Annotated in this window: 18 protein-coding genes; 16 read left to right on the forward strand and 2 right to left on the reverse strand. The window is 32.2% G+C overall.

The features are described 5' to 3' along the window. Positions 1–44 precede the first annotated feature (44 nt). Positions 45–2,618: an endonuclease gene (locus tag ATO12_RS24600; protein ID WP_240486094.1), complete on the reverse strand. Its 2,574-nt coding sequence runs from the start codon at positions 2,616–2,618 to the stop codon at positions 45–47. 443 nt (positions 2,619–3,061) lie between these two features. Here ATO12_RS24600 and ATO12_RS25765 point away from each other — a divergent pair, with 443 nt between their 5' ends. From ATO12_RS25765 to ATO12_RS04070, 9 genes are all read left to right on the forward strand, one after another. Beyond that, on the forward strand, positions 3,062–3,247 hold the full coding sequence (locus tag ATO12_RS25765) for a hypothetical protein (RefSeq protein ID WP_025667826.1): 186 nt from the start codon (positions 3,062–3,064) through the stop codon (positions 3,245–3,247). Between the two features lie 150 nt (positions 3,248–3,397). Continuing rightward, the gene (locus tag ATO12_RS25895) at positions 3,398–3,574 is read left to right on the forward strand and encodes a hypothetical protein (RefSeq protein WP_165583328.1); all 177 of its coding nucleotides are present in this window, start codon (positions 3,398–3,400) and stop codon (positions 3,572–3,574) included. A gap of 185 nt (positions 3,575–3,759) precedes the next feature. After that, complete coding sequence (locus ATO12_RS25900; RefSeq protein WP_160170149.1) at positions 3,760–3,936, forward strand: hypothetical protein; 177 nt, start codon at positions 3,760–3,762, stop codon at positions 3,934–3,936. Between the two features lie 185 nt (positions 3,937–4,121). Then, a complete protein-coding gene (locus ATO12_RS25770) occupies positions 4,122–4,307 on the forward strand; it encodes a hypothetical protein (RefSeq protein WP_131248769.1) in 186 nt (61 codons plus the stop codon). 132 nt (positions 4,308–4,439) lie between these two features. Further along, on the forward strand, positions 4,440–4,628 hold the full coding sequence (locus ATO12_RS04055; protein ID WP_025668177.1) for a hypothetical protein: 189 nt from the start codon (positions 4,440–4,442) through the stop codon (positions 4,626–4,628). A gap of 187 nt (positions 4,629–4,815) precedes the next feature. Continuing rightward, positions 4,816–4,998, forward strand: a complete 183-nt coding sequence (locus ATO12_RS25775; protein WP_131248770.1) for a hypothetical protein — start codon at positions 4,816–4,818, stop codon at positions 4,996–4,998. Positions 4,999–5,218: 220 nt separating this feature from the next. Beyond that, the gene (locus tag ATO12_RS04060) at positions 5,219–5,722 is read left to right on the forward strand and encodes a hypothetical protein (protein ID WP_034238888.1); all 504 of its coding nucleotides are present in this window, start codon (positions 5,219–5,221) and stop codon (positions 5,720–5,722) included. 124 nt (positions 5,723–5,846) lie between these two features. Beyond that, a complete protein-coding gene (locus ATO12_RS24605) occupies positions 5,847–7,259 on the forward strand; it encodes an AraC family transcriptional regulator (protein ID WP_051575597.1) in 1,413 nt (470 codons plus the stop codon). Between the two features lie 201 nt (positions 7,260–7,460). Next, positions 7,461–8,858 carry a glycoside hydrolase family protein gene (locus ATO12_RS04070; RefSeq protein ID WP_034238893.1) on the forward strand — a complete coding sequence of 466 codons (1,398 nt, stop codon included), beginning with the start codon at positions 7,461–7,463 and terminating at the stop codon, positions 8,856–8,858. A 99-nt stretch (positions 8,859–8,957) separates the two neighbouring features. Here ATO12_RS04070 and ATO12_RS26575 read toward each other — a convergent pair whose 3' ends face one another. Beyond that, the gene (locus ATO12_RS26575; RefSeq protein ID WP_262482569.1) at positions 8,958–9,092 is read right to left on the reverse strand and encodes a hypothetical protein; all 135 of its coding nucleotides are present in this window, start codon (positions 9,090–9,092) and stop codon (positions 8,958–8,960) included. 99 nt (positions 9,093–9,191) lie between these two features. Between ATO12_RS26575 and ATO12_RS04075 the strand changes: the two genes are divergently transcribed. The 7 genes from ATO12_RS04075 (at position 9,192) to ATO12_RS04105 (ending at position 14,754) form a co-directional block, all read left to right on the forward strand. Continuing rightward, entirely contained in the window at positions 9,192–9,683 is a 492-nt protein-coding gene (locus tag ATO12_RS04075; protein WP_051575598.1) for a DinB family protein, read from the forward strand. Positions 9,684–9,750: 67 nt separating this feature from the next. Continuing rightward, entirely contained in the window at positions 9,751–10,590 is an 840-nt protein-coding gene (locus tag ATO12_RS04080; RefSeq protein ID WP_034238896.1) for a helix-turn-helix domain-containing protein, read from the forward strand. Positions 10,591–10,724: 134 nt separating this feature from the next. Further along, the gene (locus ATO12_RS04085; RefSeq protein ID WP_025667486.1) at positions 10,725–11,123 is read left to right on the forward strand and encodes a GlcG/HbpS family heme-binding protein; all 399 of its coding nucleotides are present in this window, start codon (positions 10,725–10,727) and stop codon (positions 11,121–11,123) included. A gap of 407 nt (positions 11,124–11,530) precedes the next feature. Next, positions 11,531–12,319 (forward strand): MBL fold metallo-hydrolase, encoded by a 789-nt coding sequence (locus tag ATO12_RS04090; protein WP_034239342.1) that lies wholly within the window; start codon positions 11,531–11,533, stop codon positions 12,317–12,319. A 16-nt stretch (positions 12,320–12,335) separates the two neighbouring features. Next, positions 12,336–12,752: a hypothetical protein gene (locus ATO12_RS04095; RefSeq protein ID WP_034238903.1), complete on the forward strand. Its 417-nt coding sequence runs from the start codon at positions 12,336–12,338 to the stop codon at positions 12,750–12,752. 125 nt (positions 12,753–12,877) lie between these two features. Next, positions 12,878–13,315, forward strand: coding sequence for a MarR family winged helix-turn-helix transcriptional regulator (locus tag ATO12_RS04100; RefSeq protein WP_034238906.1), 438 nt, complete (start codon positions 12,878–12,880; stop codon positions 13,313–13,315). A 2-nt stretch (positions 13,316–13,317) separates the two neighbouring features. Next, the gene (locus ATO12_RS04105; protein WP_034238911.1) at positions 13,318–14,754 is read left to right on the forward strand and encodes a serine hydrolase; all 1,437 of its coding nucleotides are present in this window, start codon (positions 13,318–13,320) and stop codon (positions 14,752–14,754) included. Positions 14,755–14,850: the final 96 nt, after the last annotated feature.

The raw sequence follows: 14,850 nt of genomic DNA on the forward strand, positions 1-14,850 counted from the left end.
AATACTATATACTGTAAGGCTTTAGTAATTACACTTGCAAAAAATTATTTGATCATTATTTTTTCTGAAACACTTCGGTTTCCATCAGATATTGTTATAAAATAAATTCCTGACGTTATTCCTTCCAAAGAGATTTTGCTATCGGTTACTACTCCGGATTTTATTATGCTCCCTTGCATATTAGTTAATGTAAAGCTACTGCCTTGATTGCTTCTCAAGCTAATTTGAATATAAGTTGTAGCTGGATTAGGGTATACTTTGGCCAAAAGCACTTTATCCTCCTGTTCTATTTTTCTATTAACTTTTATTGATGATGCTCCTTTTGCTTCTGTTGTTGAGCCAATATTCACGGTATAATCTTCTACTTCTCCATATCCAAAAGTCTCACAAGGTGTTGGTACCCCGTTCCACTTCATAGCAACTCGCATTCGAGTATTTCCTGATGCTGCGGTAGTTGGTATATCAAAATTATAGGATAGATTGCCTGTCTCTGATGTAAATTCACTAACTACTTTTTCAGTCTCTTCAAAAGTTCCGTTTTTATTAAAATCAATCCATACTGCCCAATGTTCTGTATACGATGCACTTGCAAATCCTACACTCAATACAATAGTATTAGCTCCATAGTTAAGATTTGCTACCTGGGCGGTAAAATCTCCATAACCGCCATTAGCTAATGTGGTATTAGAGATCCCTCCTATTCCCACATAATCAATATATTCATATTTTACTGTATTTCCTTTTGAAGTACAATAGGAAACTACATTATCGAGAGTAGTAACAGTTATGGCATTACTAAATGCTGAAGTATTTCCTGCGGCATCAAATGCAGATATTTTAAATGAATAGTTCGTTCCTGCTGCCAAACCAGATACAGTATACGAAACCCCTGTAGTAGTTGTTAGTACCGCTCCATCTTGATAAATCGTATATCCTGTAACCCCAATATTATCGGTAGAGGCTGTCCAGGAAAGCTGTGCGCTATTTTTTGTGATATTAGTAACTGTTACATTAGTAGGAGTTGTAGGAATTTCGGTATCTGAGCCAGTATTACCTCCTCCATCGAATGTATGCTTTCCCAGGCCATCAAAAGTATTTTGAGGGTATGGTGCCCACTCAGATGTGTTATATGTTGTAGATGGTGATGATACATCCGCCTTTCTTCTTAAAGTAATATCTTTAGCAAAGTTAGACGATCCTCCATTAAAAGTTCCTATCACATCTATCAAAACTCCATCCTTAAATAACCCTACGGGATCATTACCGTTAAAAGTTAATTCTGAAGCTCCCGAAACGAGATCTGCTTCATTTTTAATAGTATTCGAAGCCGAACTATTGGCAGCTACATAAACATCATTAGTAGCCAAAACACCAGAAAGATGTAATCCTCCAGACCAGGACCCCGAGCCATTAGTTTGTCTTTTGATTGTATATCCTGAAAGATTAACCGATGCACCTGTATAATTTGCTATTTCTAAAGCCTTATTATTCGAAGATCCTTCTATATACTCAGAAAAAAATAATGCCGTAGCATTACCACCAGGTGAAGTATTTTGAGTGGTTACATTAATCGTAGTACTAGCTGCAGAAATATTACCCGCTGCATCTTTTGCTTTTACAGAAAATGAATACGTAGTATTAGCGGTTAATCCCGAAACGCTATAGTTGGTTGTTGGCGCAGAACTTAAAAATGCTCCGTTTTTATATACATCATATCCTGTTACACCAACATTATCTGTAGAGGCATTCCATGATAATACTGTAGATGTCTGGGTCGTATTCGTTGCTACCAGATTAGCAGGAATACTTGGTGCCTGCGTATCATTACCTCCTGTATTACCAAATCTATCTTCGGCTTGAGGTCCTCCCCAAATCTGTGTCGCAAATGCAGGATTATCTATAAATGGATTTCTGTTACCCTGTATATTTTCAAGAATTGGATTACGTTGTAATTCTAATGGAGAAACAGGATCTTCTGCATTCCATTCTAAAAATAATTGTAGCATATTACTATCACCAGTAGCTGCGGCACCTACTCCAACATTCTTTGGTAAACAACGATTATTATAACGTATATACATATACATCATCATACGTGCTACATCACCTTTCCATTCATCACCAGGATACCAATGTCCTTGAGAAGTAGGTCCAGAATTACCCGACCCATCTGCAAATTTTCTATTTCCTCTAGATGAATTACGTTGTACATCTGCAGGCCGTAAATGATGCGCATCTGCACCTGGGCCTTGGGTTCCCAGATTGGGATTACCCAATGATTTTGGATATACGTGTTCCCGGTTCCAATCGGTAGATCCTCCCCCATTATTGTTTACTCCTCTTGTTCTGTCTGTACTAGAGTTTCCATCAGTATCACTATATCCGTATACTAAAACAACTTTTAAAGGATCAGAAGGTTCTAAATCAGTCTGCTTTAATGCATCCCACACCCCTGGTGTATAACTAAGAAATGTGGTATGCGTATTTGTCACCTTATCACTTAATTCATTTTTTAAAGCAGTTCCAGATAAGGTTAGGTTTACATCATTGTAATATGATGGTATCTGACTATACCCAATAACAGGCATAAACAGAAGTAAGAGTATTATTTTTTTCATTATGTTATAGGTTAGTTTATTAAGCATAATTATGTGATCTCGAATCTAAAATTATTTTATTAAACTTACTATAGTAAAACGTTATCAAATAGTTACCTAGTATGTTGACAGTCCACTATTTACACAATAAAAAACATTCAAATCACTACAATTCAACCAATTACTACTCCTAACTATTGTTAATAAGTTATTTCTTACAAAAAATAAGAGTATCATTAACAACAAATTTCTACAAAAAAACATACAACCATAAGTATAATTTTTGTTCAAAAAGCTACTATTAGTCAATACTCTTAGTATTTTTTGTTATAAAATTTTATTCTCTTAGTAACGTAATTAAAAGTTACAAACAAGATCAATACCTTACTATTTTAGTGGTTTTTATGTAACTGACTTACAATATTTTAAATTAAATTTAAACCATAACTTAAACATAATACACGATGAAAAAAATCTTGAATGTTACAGGTGTTCAGAAATTAAGTAAAGATCAGCAACAAAATATTAAAGGAGCATGGGGACGTGCAACTTGCTGCCCAAGCGGAAGAGGGTGCCTCATTAGCTTCGGAAATCAAAGTTTTTGTGAGCCTGGTCGTTGTGATCGTTGGGGACGTTGTATCTTTTTCTAAGAAAACAAAAAATTATACAAAAGGCAAACCAGAAAGTTTGCCTTTTTTTAGTACTACATTTTTTATTAAACATAATATTATTTAACGTTTTAAAAAACTGACTCACAATATTTTAAAGTATATTTAGATACTAACTTAAATATACATACAATGAAAACTATTTTAGAATTAACCGGTGTTCAGAAATTAAGTAAAGAACAACAACAGCAAATTAAAGGAACATGGGGCCGTGCCGTCTGCTGCGGACCTAGAAAATGTCGTATTCCTGGAACAAGTTTTTGTGATTATGGATATTGCCGATCTAACGGAAGTTGTATGTGGGCGTAACCGAAATTGAACTGTGTGAAAGTATTAAAAGATAATAGTGAATCTCTACATTATTCTTTTCAAAAACAGCCTTATTTATAAGTTGAAATTTATAAATCTCAAGAATATGGAGTTGTATTTTACTACACGATCCAATATTTTTAGTAGAGCAAATCTGAATTATTAACTTTTAAAACTTTCACACAATGAAAAACATTTTAGAATTAACCGGTGTTCAAAAACTCACCAAACAACAACAACAAAATATTAAAGGAGCTTGGGGTCGTGCCGTCTGCTGCGGACCTAAAAAATGCCGTATTCCTGGAACAAGTTTTTGTGATTATGGATATTGCCGATCTAACGGAAGTTGCATGTGGGCATAACCAAAATAACACTGTGTGAAAGTATTAAAAGATAATAGTGAATCTCTATGTTATTCTTTTAAAAAAGACCTCGATTTATAAGTTGAAATTTATAAATCTCAAGAATATGGAGTTGTATTTTACTTCATGATCCAATATTTTTAATGGAGAAAATCTGAATTATTAACTTTTAAAACTTTCACACAATGAAAAACATTCTGGAATTAACCGGTGTTCAAAAACTCACCAAACAACAACAACAAAACATTAAAGGAGCATGGGGACGCGCAACTTGCTGCCCTAGTGGAAGAGGATGTCTCATTAGCTTCGGAAACCAAAGTTTTTGTGAGCCTGGTCGTTGTGACCGTTGGGGACGTTGTATCTTTTTCTAAAAAAAATTCAAAACCATACATAAAGACAAACTTTTAGGTTTGTCATTTTTATGATCATTACCTGTTCGTTCTGGTACAGTAGTATGATTGTAATCAAAATTGGAGTATTAACTTTTTAAAATATTATACAAAATGAAGGATATCTTAAACCTATCAGGAGTACAAAAATTAAGTAAAGAGCAACAGCAAAATATCAAAGGAGCGTTTGTTTCAGCACCATATTGTAAAGACAATAGATTTTGCTGTGTTAGATTTCCAAACGGAACCGAAATGTGCGATTACGGATATTGTGATCGTTGGGGACGTTGTACATGGGCATAACCAAAAACAATATTGTACATCATCACTAAAAGATGATAGTGAACCTCCTATTATTACTCTTTTAAAAACAGTTTTTTATAAGTTGAAATTTATAAATCTCATGAATATGGAGTTGTATTTCATTACATGATCTAATATTTTTAACAGGAGATAATCTCAAATTATTAACTTTTAAAACTTTCATACAATGAAAAACATTTTGGAATTAACTGGAGTTCAAAAACTATCCAAACAACAACAACGAAATATTAAAGGAGCTATGGTAAGCATATCGTGTTGTGGACGTAACAAATGTCGAATTAATTATGGTGGAGGAAGTTTTTGTGAACCCGGTAGATGTAACAGATGGGGACAATGTATTCTATATTAACAATACTTTAATTCTTAAAGTAATGGATAAAAGGATGTGCTTAAAAGCCATCCTTTTTTTTATAAGCATGATTGATCTATCGATAGTAAACAAACATTAGATATACACGATTTCTTTTAGAACATAATATTATAGAAATATCCTAGATTTGTAAATAAACATACATAGGAGATATAAGGTTTATATCTTTTATTTAATTGTTGTACTTAATTATTGGATAATGAAATATCAAAAATATCTTCAACACAATCATGAATACTATTATTATATAGTTTTTCTTCTTTTATTTAATTCAGTTTTTGGTCAAAACGTAAAGCAAGAAAAAATGGAACAATTGAGCTTTATGATTGGAGAATGGATTGGTACCACAAAAGTTTATAAAAATGGGGTAGTTTCGAAGCAAGGGTCGGCGCATCAAAAAATTACTTATGACCTAGATAAAAGTATTTTAGTCATTGAATTGAATACAGAATTCCTTCAACTTCATACTATAATTTATTATGATGAAAAAGATAAAAAATATTATTACTATCCTTTTTCTAAAAAAGGGGTAAATAGATATCCTGCAGAGTATAAAGATGGACAACTTATTGTGTGGAGCAATGAAAAAAATAGATTTATTTTCAGTAAAACTTCAGAAGGTAGCTTTCGGGAATATGGAGAACAATTAATTAACGGAAAGTGGATAAAATATTTTGAGGACAATTTTAAAAATACACAGTAAATAAAACACTAAGCACAACCATGTGTATCATGCATCAAGAATAAAATCAGCTTATCACAATAAGCTATACAATGATGGCAAACAATAACCAGAGGGTTATAGGATTTGGAAAGACATTACGAAAATGCAAACCAAAATAAACGAAACAAGACGAGAATATATCAAACGAATTAGTTATATATTGGATTTTATCGAAAAGAATCTCGATGCAAACTTGTCACTCGAACAGTTATCCAAAAAAGCGCATTATTCCTCATATCATTTCCATAGAGTTTTTTCAACCATAATTGGTGAAAACTTAAATCAATATATTAATAGAAAACGAATAGAACGCATTGCATCAATCCTGCTTGTAGGCACTAATAAATCTATAAAAGAACTTGCCTACAACTATGGTTTTAATAGCGAAAGTTCATTCTCCAGGGCATTTAAAAAATATTACGGAATTAGCCCTACTACATTTATAACCGAAGGGAAAATGACACTTAGCAAGATTGGTATAGAATCTTTTACAACCGAAAAATACATTTGTAGCATTGATAACACTAAAAAATGGATTGAAATGAATGCGCAAATAACTGTAAAAGAACTGCAAGAAATACAACTTGCCGGTATAATGCATATAGGTGAGTTTGATAAAATTGGCAATATGTACCAGAGGTTGATAGCATGGGGAAACAAAAAAGAAATGTTACCTTCCTCAGGTTTTAAAGCTATTACCATTTATCACGATAACCCCAACATTACTCAAACTCCTAAAGTAAGATATAGTGCTTGTATAACAATTAATAAAGAATTTAAAACTGAAGGAGAAATTAGACCTTTTACCATCCAAAGAGGCGACTATGTCATTGGAAATTTCGAAATTGAAGCAAAGGATTTCCCTAAGGCCTGGGAAAGTATGTCTTTATGGGTACTTGATAATAATTATAAATTTAGAGATGGGGATTATTTTGAAGTGTACCATAATGACCACAAAACGCATCCTGAACAAAAATTTATAGTCGATATATGTATTCCTATCGAAAAACATAGTAAAAATAATAAGGTCCCAAACAAAGAGATTTTTTCTAGTCACAACAAATCGGTCAAGCAAGATTACATACAATTAGATTATCACCAACTAATAGGATACATGAAAAAATTAAGAGCTTTTTTTCATAAAGAATATGCTACAGTTTTTAAATTAGGAACCATTTATCAAGGTAATCCAGATTTTTCCTATTTTTCTTTAACTACCGAGGAATTAAAAAAACAAAAATTGAAATTTGTAATCATCTTTAATCATAAAACAATGCGTTTTTCAATTTGTTTATCTGGCCAAAATAAAAGTATCCGAAAAAAGTATTGGGAGATGTTCAAAGGCAGTAGCTGGAATACCTATCATTTGGCAGAATCAATAAATAGCAGCCTTTCAATTATCGATCATGAAATAATAAAAAATCCAAACTTTGATGATATACATATTTTAACAAAGCAAGTCGAAACTGAATCCTTAAAGTTCATTAACGAAATCAGAAGTATACTCGAAGGATAAAACCAACATGTCACAATGTATATGATTAATTGCTCCACTTTTCAGGTAGTCAAGCAAACAAGTATTACAAAGACAATTATTAGGAATAGAGAAAGAGATTTTACCGTATATGTACTTATATATTAAGGTAATTATACTAATGTAGAATTGATTTGAGGTTAGTATATTGGTTTGTACAATAACCAATATTAAAACCAAACTATGACACAAAGTATCAATTCATCAAACATTACACCTATTACGATTTCTAATAATCTATTTATGTGCGGTAAAGATCAGTGGGCACCTAAAGGAGTTTGTTACCAACCCACAGATTTTGTAGATCCAATTTCAGATAATAATCTAACTGTTATTCAAAATTTATTGAAAACAACGACAACTTATGGGTTTACTAATATGAAAATAAACGCCATTCGTGTATATCAAGTTGATCCAACAAAAGATCACACAAAAGTAATGAATGCCTTGGCTGCTGCTGGGATTTATGTTTTGGTTGGGGCTGTGGATCATACCACGGTACATGATGGTCCTACAATTTATAATGCCCGACTAAAGGCTGTTGCCGATGAATTCTGTAAATACCAGAATGTTCTGGGGTTTTCAATAGGAAACGAAACAATTGATCCTGGTGCAAAAGGGCAAAATCCAGGTTATGATATTCCAAATAAAATTAGAGCTGGAGCCAAATATTTGAAAGCGTATATGGCAAAAAATTGCCCTCGTGTTGTTCCCGTTACTGCGGCACTTCGTGATGATCCTGATTTCACTATACCAGCCGCTAAGGCATATATGTGTGGAGACCCTTCTGAGCGTCTTGATTTCTTGGGTTACAATTGTGAACGATGGGCCGGAGGAACACTTGCTGCAAAAGTTGGTGCATACTACACCTTAACAAAAGCGTTTGAAGGGGCTAATCCAGTACCGATAACTTTTACCGAAATGGGTTCGAATCCCAGAGCTGTTTCTCCAAGAACCTGGGAGCAAGTCGACTATTTGTATGGAGGTACCAAACTCACTCCACAATCGGGATCAGGTTCGCCAATAAACATGGCAGATGTTGTTTCTGGGGGCTTTGCATTTAGGTATTACGAGCGAAATGCGGGATGGGGAATGCTCACAACAAGTGGTGACGAAATTCCTAATCACGGTGCTAATTCGATTATTACCGAATATTCTAAAATAACATCTTTTAGTAGTACAGGAAATACAATGGGAACTGCTCCCTGTGATAAAAACAACCCATATGTAAAGGGATCTGCAATTCCATCATCAGGATTACCAACGGCTGTAAAAGTAACATTAACAAATTCTATTACAAATCCTGCTTCAGGAAGAAATATCAAATTTAATTATACATCGAATTTGAATGCTGCTAATCCGACCTGGATAGAAGCGGTTGCGATTAAAGCTAATGGTCCAAAAACAACATTTACCTTTCCTAAAGGTACAAATGGGATTTCAATGATATATGAAGTTGATTCTAAATGGAATCAAGGCTGTCAATTAAGCGGGCAAGCTTTACTTCAACTTGCAGATGGAGATACTATAGAAGGTAATTGGATGAGTCCGGATGGTAATGGAAATTGTGCGATTAGTTAAAGTTTAATATGTATTCTTCAAAAATACAGTAGAGAGCGTTACAAACATAAACACCAGCATTAATGGTGTTTATGTTTTTTGAATTCTAAAAATGTATTCTCAGTCATTTCTATATCTAATATCGTCTATTCTTCTCTCGGTATTTTTCATAACATCAATTTCAATTTCGGTTATATCACGAAGTATTTCAATAATCCATTTAAGAATATCACTATTGTGAATAGATTTGTTCATCCTTCAAACTTATGTGGTAACCTAAGATTATAGTATGTTTGCTATAGAGAAAAGAGTTAACTGTTGCATCGTTAATTGAGCAAAATCATCAAATAAAATATGAAATATACTCCCGAAGCTGGATTCCCATACTATTATGACCTTGTAAAGGATATGAATTATCGATCACTATTTGCTTCGTCATCTACAATTACATTGCTAAATTCTATTAGTGAAGAAAAAGCCGTTTATCGCTATGCTCCTGATAAATGGAGTATTAAACAAATTGTTGGGCATATAACTGATCATGAAAGAATAAAAATATTCCGAGCATTTTTAATGAGCAGGAATGAATCAATAGAACTATGGGGTTATGATCAAAATCTGTTAGTAAACAATAGCCGTTTTGAAGAACTAACCCTGAAACAATTAATAACCGATTTTGTAAATGTACGGAAGGCATCTGTTAGTTTTATTGAGACATTATCTGAAAATCAGTTACTAATAAAAGGTATGGCTCGACAATATGAAATCACTCTTGAAGACTTCCTAAAATCTATTATTGGTCATGAAAAACATCACATAAATATTATTAAAGAAAGATACATTTAATAAAGATAGTAACAATCATGTTACCCGAAAGAAGTTGAATTATACATTGACTTTGAAACACCATCATATGCCAATAGACAACATACCAGAATTATATCTTAATAACCTTAAGCATAAACCGGATCTTTTTGTTTATGATTTTAAAATGACCGAAGATACTATTAAAACTAAGGTCAATCTAAATATGCACATGTTTAGTTTTTTACAAATAGGAAAAAAGCAAGTGCACTTTGCAGGAACATCAGTTACTGTAAATAAGGATCAATCATTACTTCTTAAAAAAGGAAATTGGATTTGGACAGAATTATTAGACACAGATGCTATTTATTATTGTAAACTTTTATTTTTTTCTGAAAAAATACTTGAAGATTTTTTAGAAAAACACATTCAACACCAACAAATAATAAAGGAAGAAGTACCATACTTTACAATTAGGAATGATGCATACATAACTTCATATTTAAACTCATTATCAACAATTAGTGATGCACCTACAGTTTTTATAGAAAACCTACTTTCTGTAAAATTTGAAGAAATCATGCTGTACCTCATTCACAAATATGGAGAAAAGTTTGAGCTATATTTAAAATCATTAATAGTCAAAGAAACCTCTCCTTTTAAAAAAATTATCGAAAGTAAAATACATTCTAATTTAAAACTAGAAGAAATTGCATTTTTATGCAATATGAGCTTATCGACTTTTAAACGTCATTTTATTAATGAGTATAAAACATCTCCCGGAAAATGGCTACAAGACAAACGACTTCAAAAAGCAAAAGAAGTATTAGAACAAGGGCAATTAACACCATCCGACATATACCTCGATTTTGGATATAATAACCTTTCAAACTTCAGTATAGCGTTTAAAAATAAATTTGGAGTTAGTCCCAAAGAAATTTCTAAATGACATTTTATCTTTTTTAGTTTCATTTTTACACTTGACCTTTTTTCATAAGTTATTGAACTGTTTTAGTAAATGAGTAAGATGATCTGCTCTGTACATTTGTACTCAAATTACAACAAAAATTAAAACATAAAATAATGAATATTACATTAGCACAAGCTGAAAAAATCATTTCAGTAGCAAAAGAAAAATCTATTGCGATAGATACAAAAATGAATATAGCAATTGTAGATGCAGGAGCAAACTTAGTAGCATTTGGGCGTATGGATGGAGCTTGGTTAGGTTCTTTAGACATATCAATCAAAAAAGCGAAAACAGCTCGTTATTTTGATATGAATACGGGGATCATTGGAGAGTTATCTCAACCCGGAGGTGCTTTGTACAACATCGAACATTCTAACAATGGTCTAATTACCTTTCCTGGAGGTGTACCCATTAAAAATGCAGCAGGCGAAATTATTGGCGCAATTGGAGTAAGCGGAAGTTCTGTTGAGAATGACCATGCGGTTGCTGAAGCCGGTGCATCTGCTATCTAAAATATAAAGTAGTGCCCTAAAAATGAGGAGAATTAGCATGCTAATTCTCCTCTCCTCTTTTTTAAAATAATATAAAAACATATTGCCGAATTGATTGGCACGTTTGCTTTAGTTTTTATAGTACAAGAACAATACTAGTAAACCAGAATATCATATTTCTGCTGTATATAGAACACTTTTAAGCATTTCTAAACTCAAATAAAAATATCGATAAGATACTTCGTTCTACCCATTTTGTATTGTAACTTGGTTAAGTTAGACTATGAATATTATTTTTATATGTTGATTTGACCCACAAAAGAAACCTCATTATCAACATCTTATAAAAATTAATTACTAAATTAGGTGTTTAACCACGCAATTAATTTGTATAAGTATTTACTACACAAGTCGAAAAAATGAAGCTTATGATTAAAATTCATCATTTAAACTGTGTTCAAATCGAATCGCCAATGGGATCTGCAATCGGACATTGTTTACTCCTAGAAGGAATAAACCGATTCGTGCTAATTGATTCTGGGATTGGATTATCAGAGACCAAAGATCCCGAAAAAAAACTTGGTAAAGAATTAATAGAGGTTACGGGCTTTAAATTTGACGAAAAACGTACTGCCATAGCACAAATACAAAAGCTAGGATTTCGTCCCGAAAAAATTAAAGATTGCATCGTTTCTCATCTTGACCCAGACCACATTGGTGGGCTTGCCGATTTTCCTGATATGAGAATTCACATTGCCAAAGAAGAGTACGAAAGTTTTAAAAGTGGAAACGAAAGATATCTTCCTCAGCAATTGGCACATAATCCAGAAATAAAATTGTACGAAAAAAGTAATAGTAAATGGTTTGGACTTCCTGCTCGAAAAGTTGACTTAGATTTTGAAACTGAAATTTATTTAATTCCTTTATTTGGCCATACACTAGGGCATTGTGGAGTAACATTTAAGGAAAACGAAAAGTGGATTTTTTATGTGGGAGATGCGTATTACCTAAGAGATGAAATATCTGATTTGAATCACCCCGTAGATGAATTAGCAAGGATAAGGGCTGTCGATAATGAAATGAGGAAAGAAAGTCTTCAAAAGATAAGAGAAATAGTAAAGAAGCACGGAAAAGAAATTGAATATTTCGGCTATCATGATCCTACAGAATTTCTGGCAACTAAGGAAAACTTAGCAGATAATGATGTTTATTATTAATACATAAAAGGCAACTATGAATTCAATACTTAAAAATATTCTAGCTGTTATTGCGGGATGGCTGGGTGGTAGTATCATTAATATAGCTCTTGTCAAAATTGGTCATAAATTAATTCCTATAAAAGGAATTGATCCCAATGATATGGATGCTCTTGCTGCCGTTATGCCATCTTTAGGATTCGAACATTTTATTTTTCCTTTTTTGGCTCATGCTCTGGGGACTCTGGTTGGAGCAACGATTGCTGGTTTAATAGCTGCAAGTCATAAAATGAAATTCTCATTAGGTATCGGTGGATTGTTTTTTTTAGGCGGAATCATGGTTAATTATATGCTACCCGGTCCTACCTGGTTTGCCTTTGCAGATATAGCTATCGCTTATATTCCTATGGCATGGATTGGCGGAAAAATAGCTTTAAAAATTATAAGGCAATAAAAAAAGAGAACTATCCGAACTTTCACTTAATCTAATACAAGTCTATCAATAAAAGTAGTTACATTTAGCATATTTTATTTGATATATCAAACAAAAATCATACATTTATTTGATATATCAAATAAATGAAAGTTAATACTCCCACAACCACTGCTTTATATTCTATCGAACAAGCTATAAAAGCTTATAGAAGATTATGTAACAAAAATATTTCGAAAATCATTGAAGACATCACAGTCGACCAGGCTTTGATCTTAATCATTTTGAATGATAATAGTAGTTTAACACAAATGCAAATTGGTGATTTAGTGTTTAAAGATTACGCTTCTATTACAAGGATTTTAAATTTGATGGAGAAAAAAGGATACATTAATAAAGGAATTAATAATAAAGATAAAAGGCGATCATTACTTGAAATTACAACAAAAGGAAAAGAAACCTTAACAATTTTAAGTCCTACTATACAACTCAACAGAAATACCGCCCTTAAAAATATCACAGAAGACGAATTAAATCAATTATATACAATACTCAATAAAATAACAAATAACTGTAACCAATAAATATGAAAAAGATAATTCTATTTACTATTACTTTGATTGTGCTTTCTTGCAAACAAGAAAACAAAACATTACCAAAAGACCTTAGCACTATAGAAATAACAAATTATCTCGATTCTTTAGATGGATTTAGCGGAGCCGTTTTAATAGCAAAAAATGATAGTATAGTATTAAAAAAAGCATATGGTTTTGCTCATTTAGGTCATAAAGTACCAAACAATATAGATACTAAATTTTCGTATGCTTCTATCGGAAAATCATTTACATCTGTATCAATTTTTCAGTTAATCCAGGCAAGAAAGCTTTCTCTTGATGATACCGTAGGTAAATTTATTCCTAACTACCCAAATCAAACTGTAAGAGATTCTGTCACTATCAGACTTCTACTAACTCATAGAAGTGGTATGCCCAACTATTTTGCCTCTGATGAACTTAAAAAAACGTCTAAAGATTTATATCGAAGCATGCAAGATTTGGCTCCATTATATGAAAACAAACCAATGGAATCAATGCCTAATGAAACATTTTCTTATAGGAACACAAATTATATTTTACTTGCCAGAATTATAGAAATAGTTTCACAAGTATCGTACGAACAGTATATAAAAGAAAATATATTTTCTATTGCAAAAATGTCTAATTCTGGGCTTTATGATGTTGATCACCCTATTGAAAATGCAGCAGAAGGGTATACTCTATCAGATATATACCCAAATAAGTTTAAAAAAAATATTTTTATGGGCACTGTAAGAGGAAGTGCTGCTGGTGGTGGTTACACGACTATAGAAGACTTATATAGATTTACCTACGCCTTTAGGAAAAATAAATTATTAGATGTAGAGCATACTAACCTAATGAAAACTCAAAAATCTGATGAAGAATGGTATGGCTATGGTATGCAATTTCCTGGTTTAGCAAATTCAAAAATGTATGGTCATAGTGGAGGGCATTTTGGAGTAGGAAGTGAATGGCGGATTTATGAAAAGCAAAATTATACGGTTATCATTTTAACAAATAAAGATGCAGATCAAGGTTTTTTAGATGCCCGATTCTATATACAAAAAACTCTTGCCGGATCAACACCAATGACCGATAGTTATTTTTATACAAAAAAAGTTGTACGTAGTTGTTTTGAAAAGAATTTTGAATACGCCAAAAATATGATTAAAGATACGGTAGAAAAATTATCCGAAAGGGATTTAAATTCCAAAGGCTATGAAATGATAAAAAGAGGTGATTACAAGAAAGCAATTCAGCTTTTTAAACTAGAAGTATATGCTTTTCCTGAATCATATAATGCCTATGATTCTCTTGGTGAAGCTTATATGAAAAATGGAGACACAGAAAAAGCCATAACAAGCTATGAAAAAAGCTTGAAACTAAATCCCAAAAACGAAAATGCAAAAGAAAAACTAAAAGTATTATCAGAAAATAAAACCTAAACCGCTCTGGGTTCTAATAGAAAACATTAAATCTATTTCAGATCTTAAAAAATATTTTCCAATTTTAAAACGTATAAAATTTTATACGGTTAATAA

The organism is Aquimarina atlantica, assembly GCF_000626715.1.
Lineage (GTDB): Bacteria > Bacteroidota > Bacteroidia > Flavobacteriales > Flavobacteriaceae > Aquimarina > Aquimarina atlantica.

What these genes read in the sequence shown, in the direction of transcription:
- ATO12_RS25900 (WP_160170149.1), top strand. Translation starts at nt 3,760, where the DNA reads ATGAAAAACATTTTAGAATTAACCGGTGTTCAAAAACTCACCAAACAA.
- ATO12_RS04080 (WP_034238896.1), top strand. Translation starts at nt 9,751, where the DNA reads ATGCCAATAGACAACATACCAGAATTATATCTTAATAACCTTAAGCAT.
- ATO12_RS25770 (WP_131248769.1), top strand. Translation starts at nt 4,122, where the DNA reads ATGAAAAACATTCTGGAATTAACCGGTGTTCAAAAACTCACCAAACAA.
- ATO12_RS04070 (WP_034238893.1), top strand. Translation starts at nt 7,461, where the DNA reads ATGACACAAAGTATCAATTCATCAAACATTACACCTATTACGATTTCT.
- ATO12_RS04060 (WP_034238888.1), top strand. Translation starts at nt 5,219, where the DNA reads ATGAAATATCAAAAATATCTTCAACACAATCATGAATACTATTATTAT.
- ATO12_RS04095 (WP_034238903.1), top strand. Translation starts at nt 12,336, where the DNA reads ATGAATTCAATACTTAAAAATATTCTAGCTGTTATTGCGGGATGGCTG.
- ATO12_RS25775 (WP_131248770.1), top strand. Translation starts at nt 4,816, where the DNA reads ATGAAAAACATTTTGGAATTAACTGGAGTTCAAAAACTATCCAAACAA.
- ATO12_RS25895 (WP_165583328.1), top strand. Translation starts at nt 3,398, where the DNA reads ATGAAAACTATTTTAGAATTAACCGGTGTTCAGAAATTAAGTAAAGAA.
- ATO12_RS26575 (WP_262482569.1), bottom strand. Translation starts at nt 9,092, where the DNA reads ATGAACAAATCTATTCACAATAGTGATATTCTTAAATGGATTATTGAA.
- ATO12_RS24600 (WP_240486094.1), bottom strand. Translation starts at nt 2,618, where the DNA reads ATGAAAAAAATAATACTCTTACTTCTGTTTATGCCTGTTATTGGGTAT.
- ATO12_RS04055 (WP_025668177.1), top strand. Translation starts at nt 4,440, where the DNA reads ATGAAGGATATCTTAAACCTATCAGGAGTACAAAAATTAAGTAAAGAG.
- ATO12_RS25765 (WP_025667826.1), top strand. Translation starts at nt 3,062, where the DNA reads ATGAAAAAAATCTTGAATGTTACAGGTGTTCAGAAATTAAGTAAAGAT.
- ATO12_RS04090 (WP_034239342.1), top strand. Translation starts at nt 11,531, where the DNA reads ATGATTAAAATTCATCATTTAAACTGTGTTCAAATCGAATCGCCAATG.
- ATO12_RS04105 (WP_034238911.1), top strand. Translation starts at nt 13,318, where the DNA reads ATGAAAAAGATAATTCTATTTACTATTACTTTGATTGTGCTTTCTTGC.
- ATO12_RS04075 (WP_051575598.1), top strand. Translation starts at nt 9,192, where the DNA reads ATGAAATATACTCCCGAAGCTGGATTCCCATACTATTATGACCTTGTA.
- ATO12_RS04085 (WP_025667486.1), top strand. Translation starts at nt 10,725, where the DNA reads ATGAATATTACATTAGCACAAGCTGAAAAAATCATTTCAGTAGCAAAA.
- ATO12_RS04100 (WP_034238906.1), top strand. Translation starts at nt 12,878, where the DNA reads ATGAAAGTTAATACTCCCACAACCACTGCTTTATATTCTATCGAACAA.
- ATO12_RS24605 (WP_051575597.1), top strand. Translation starts at nt 5,847, where the DNA reads ATGCAAACCAAAATAAACGAAACAAGACGAGAATATATCAAACGAATT.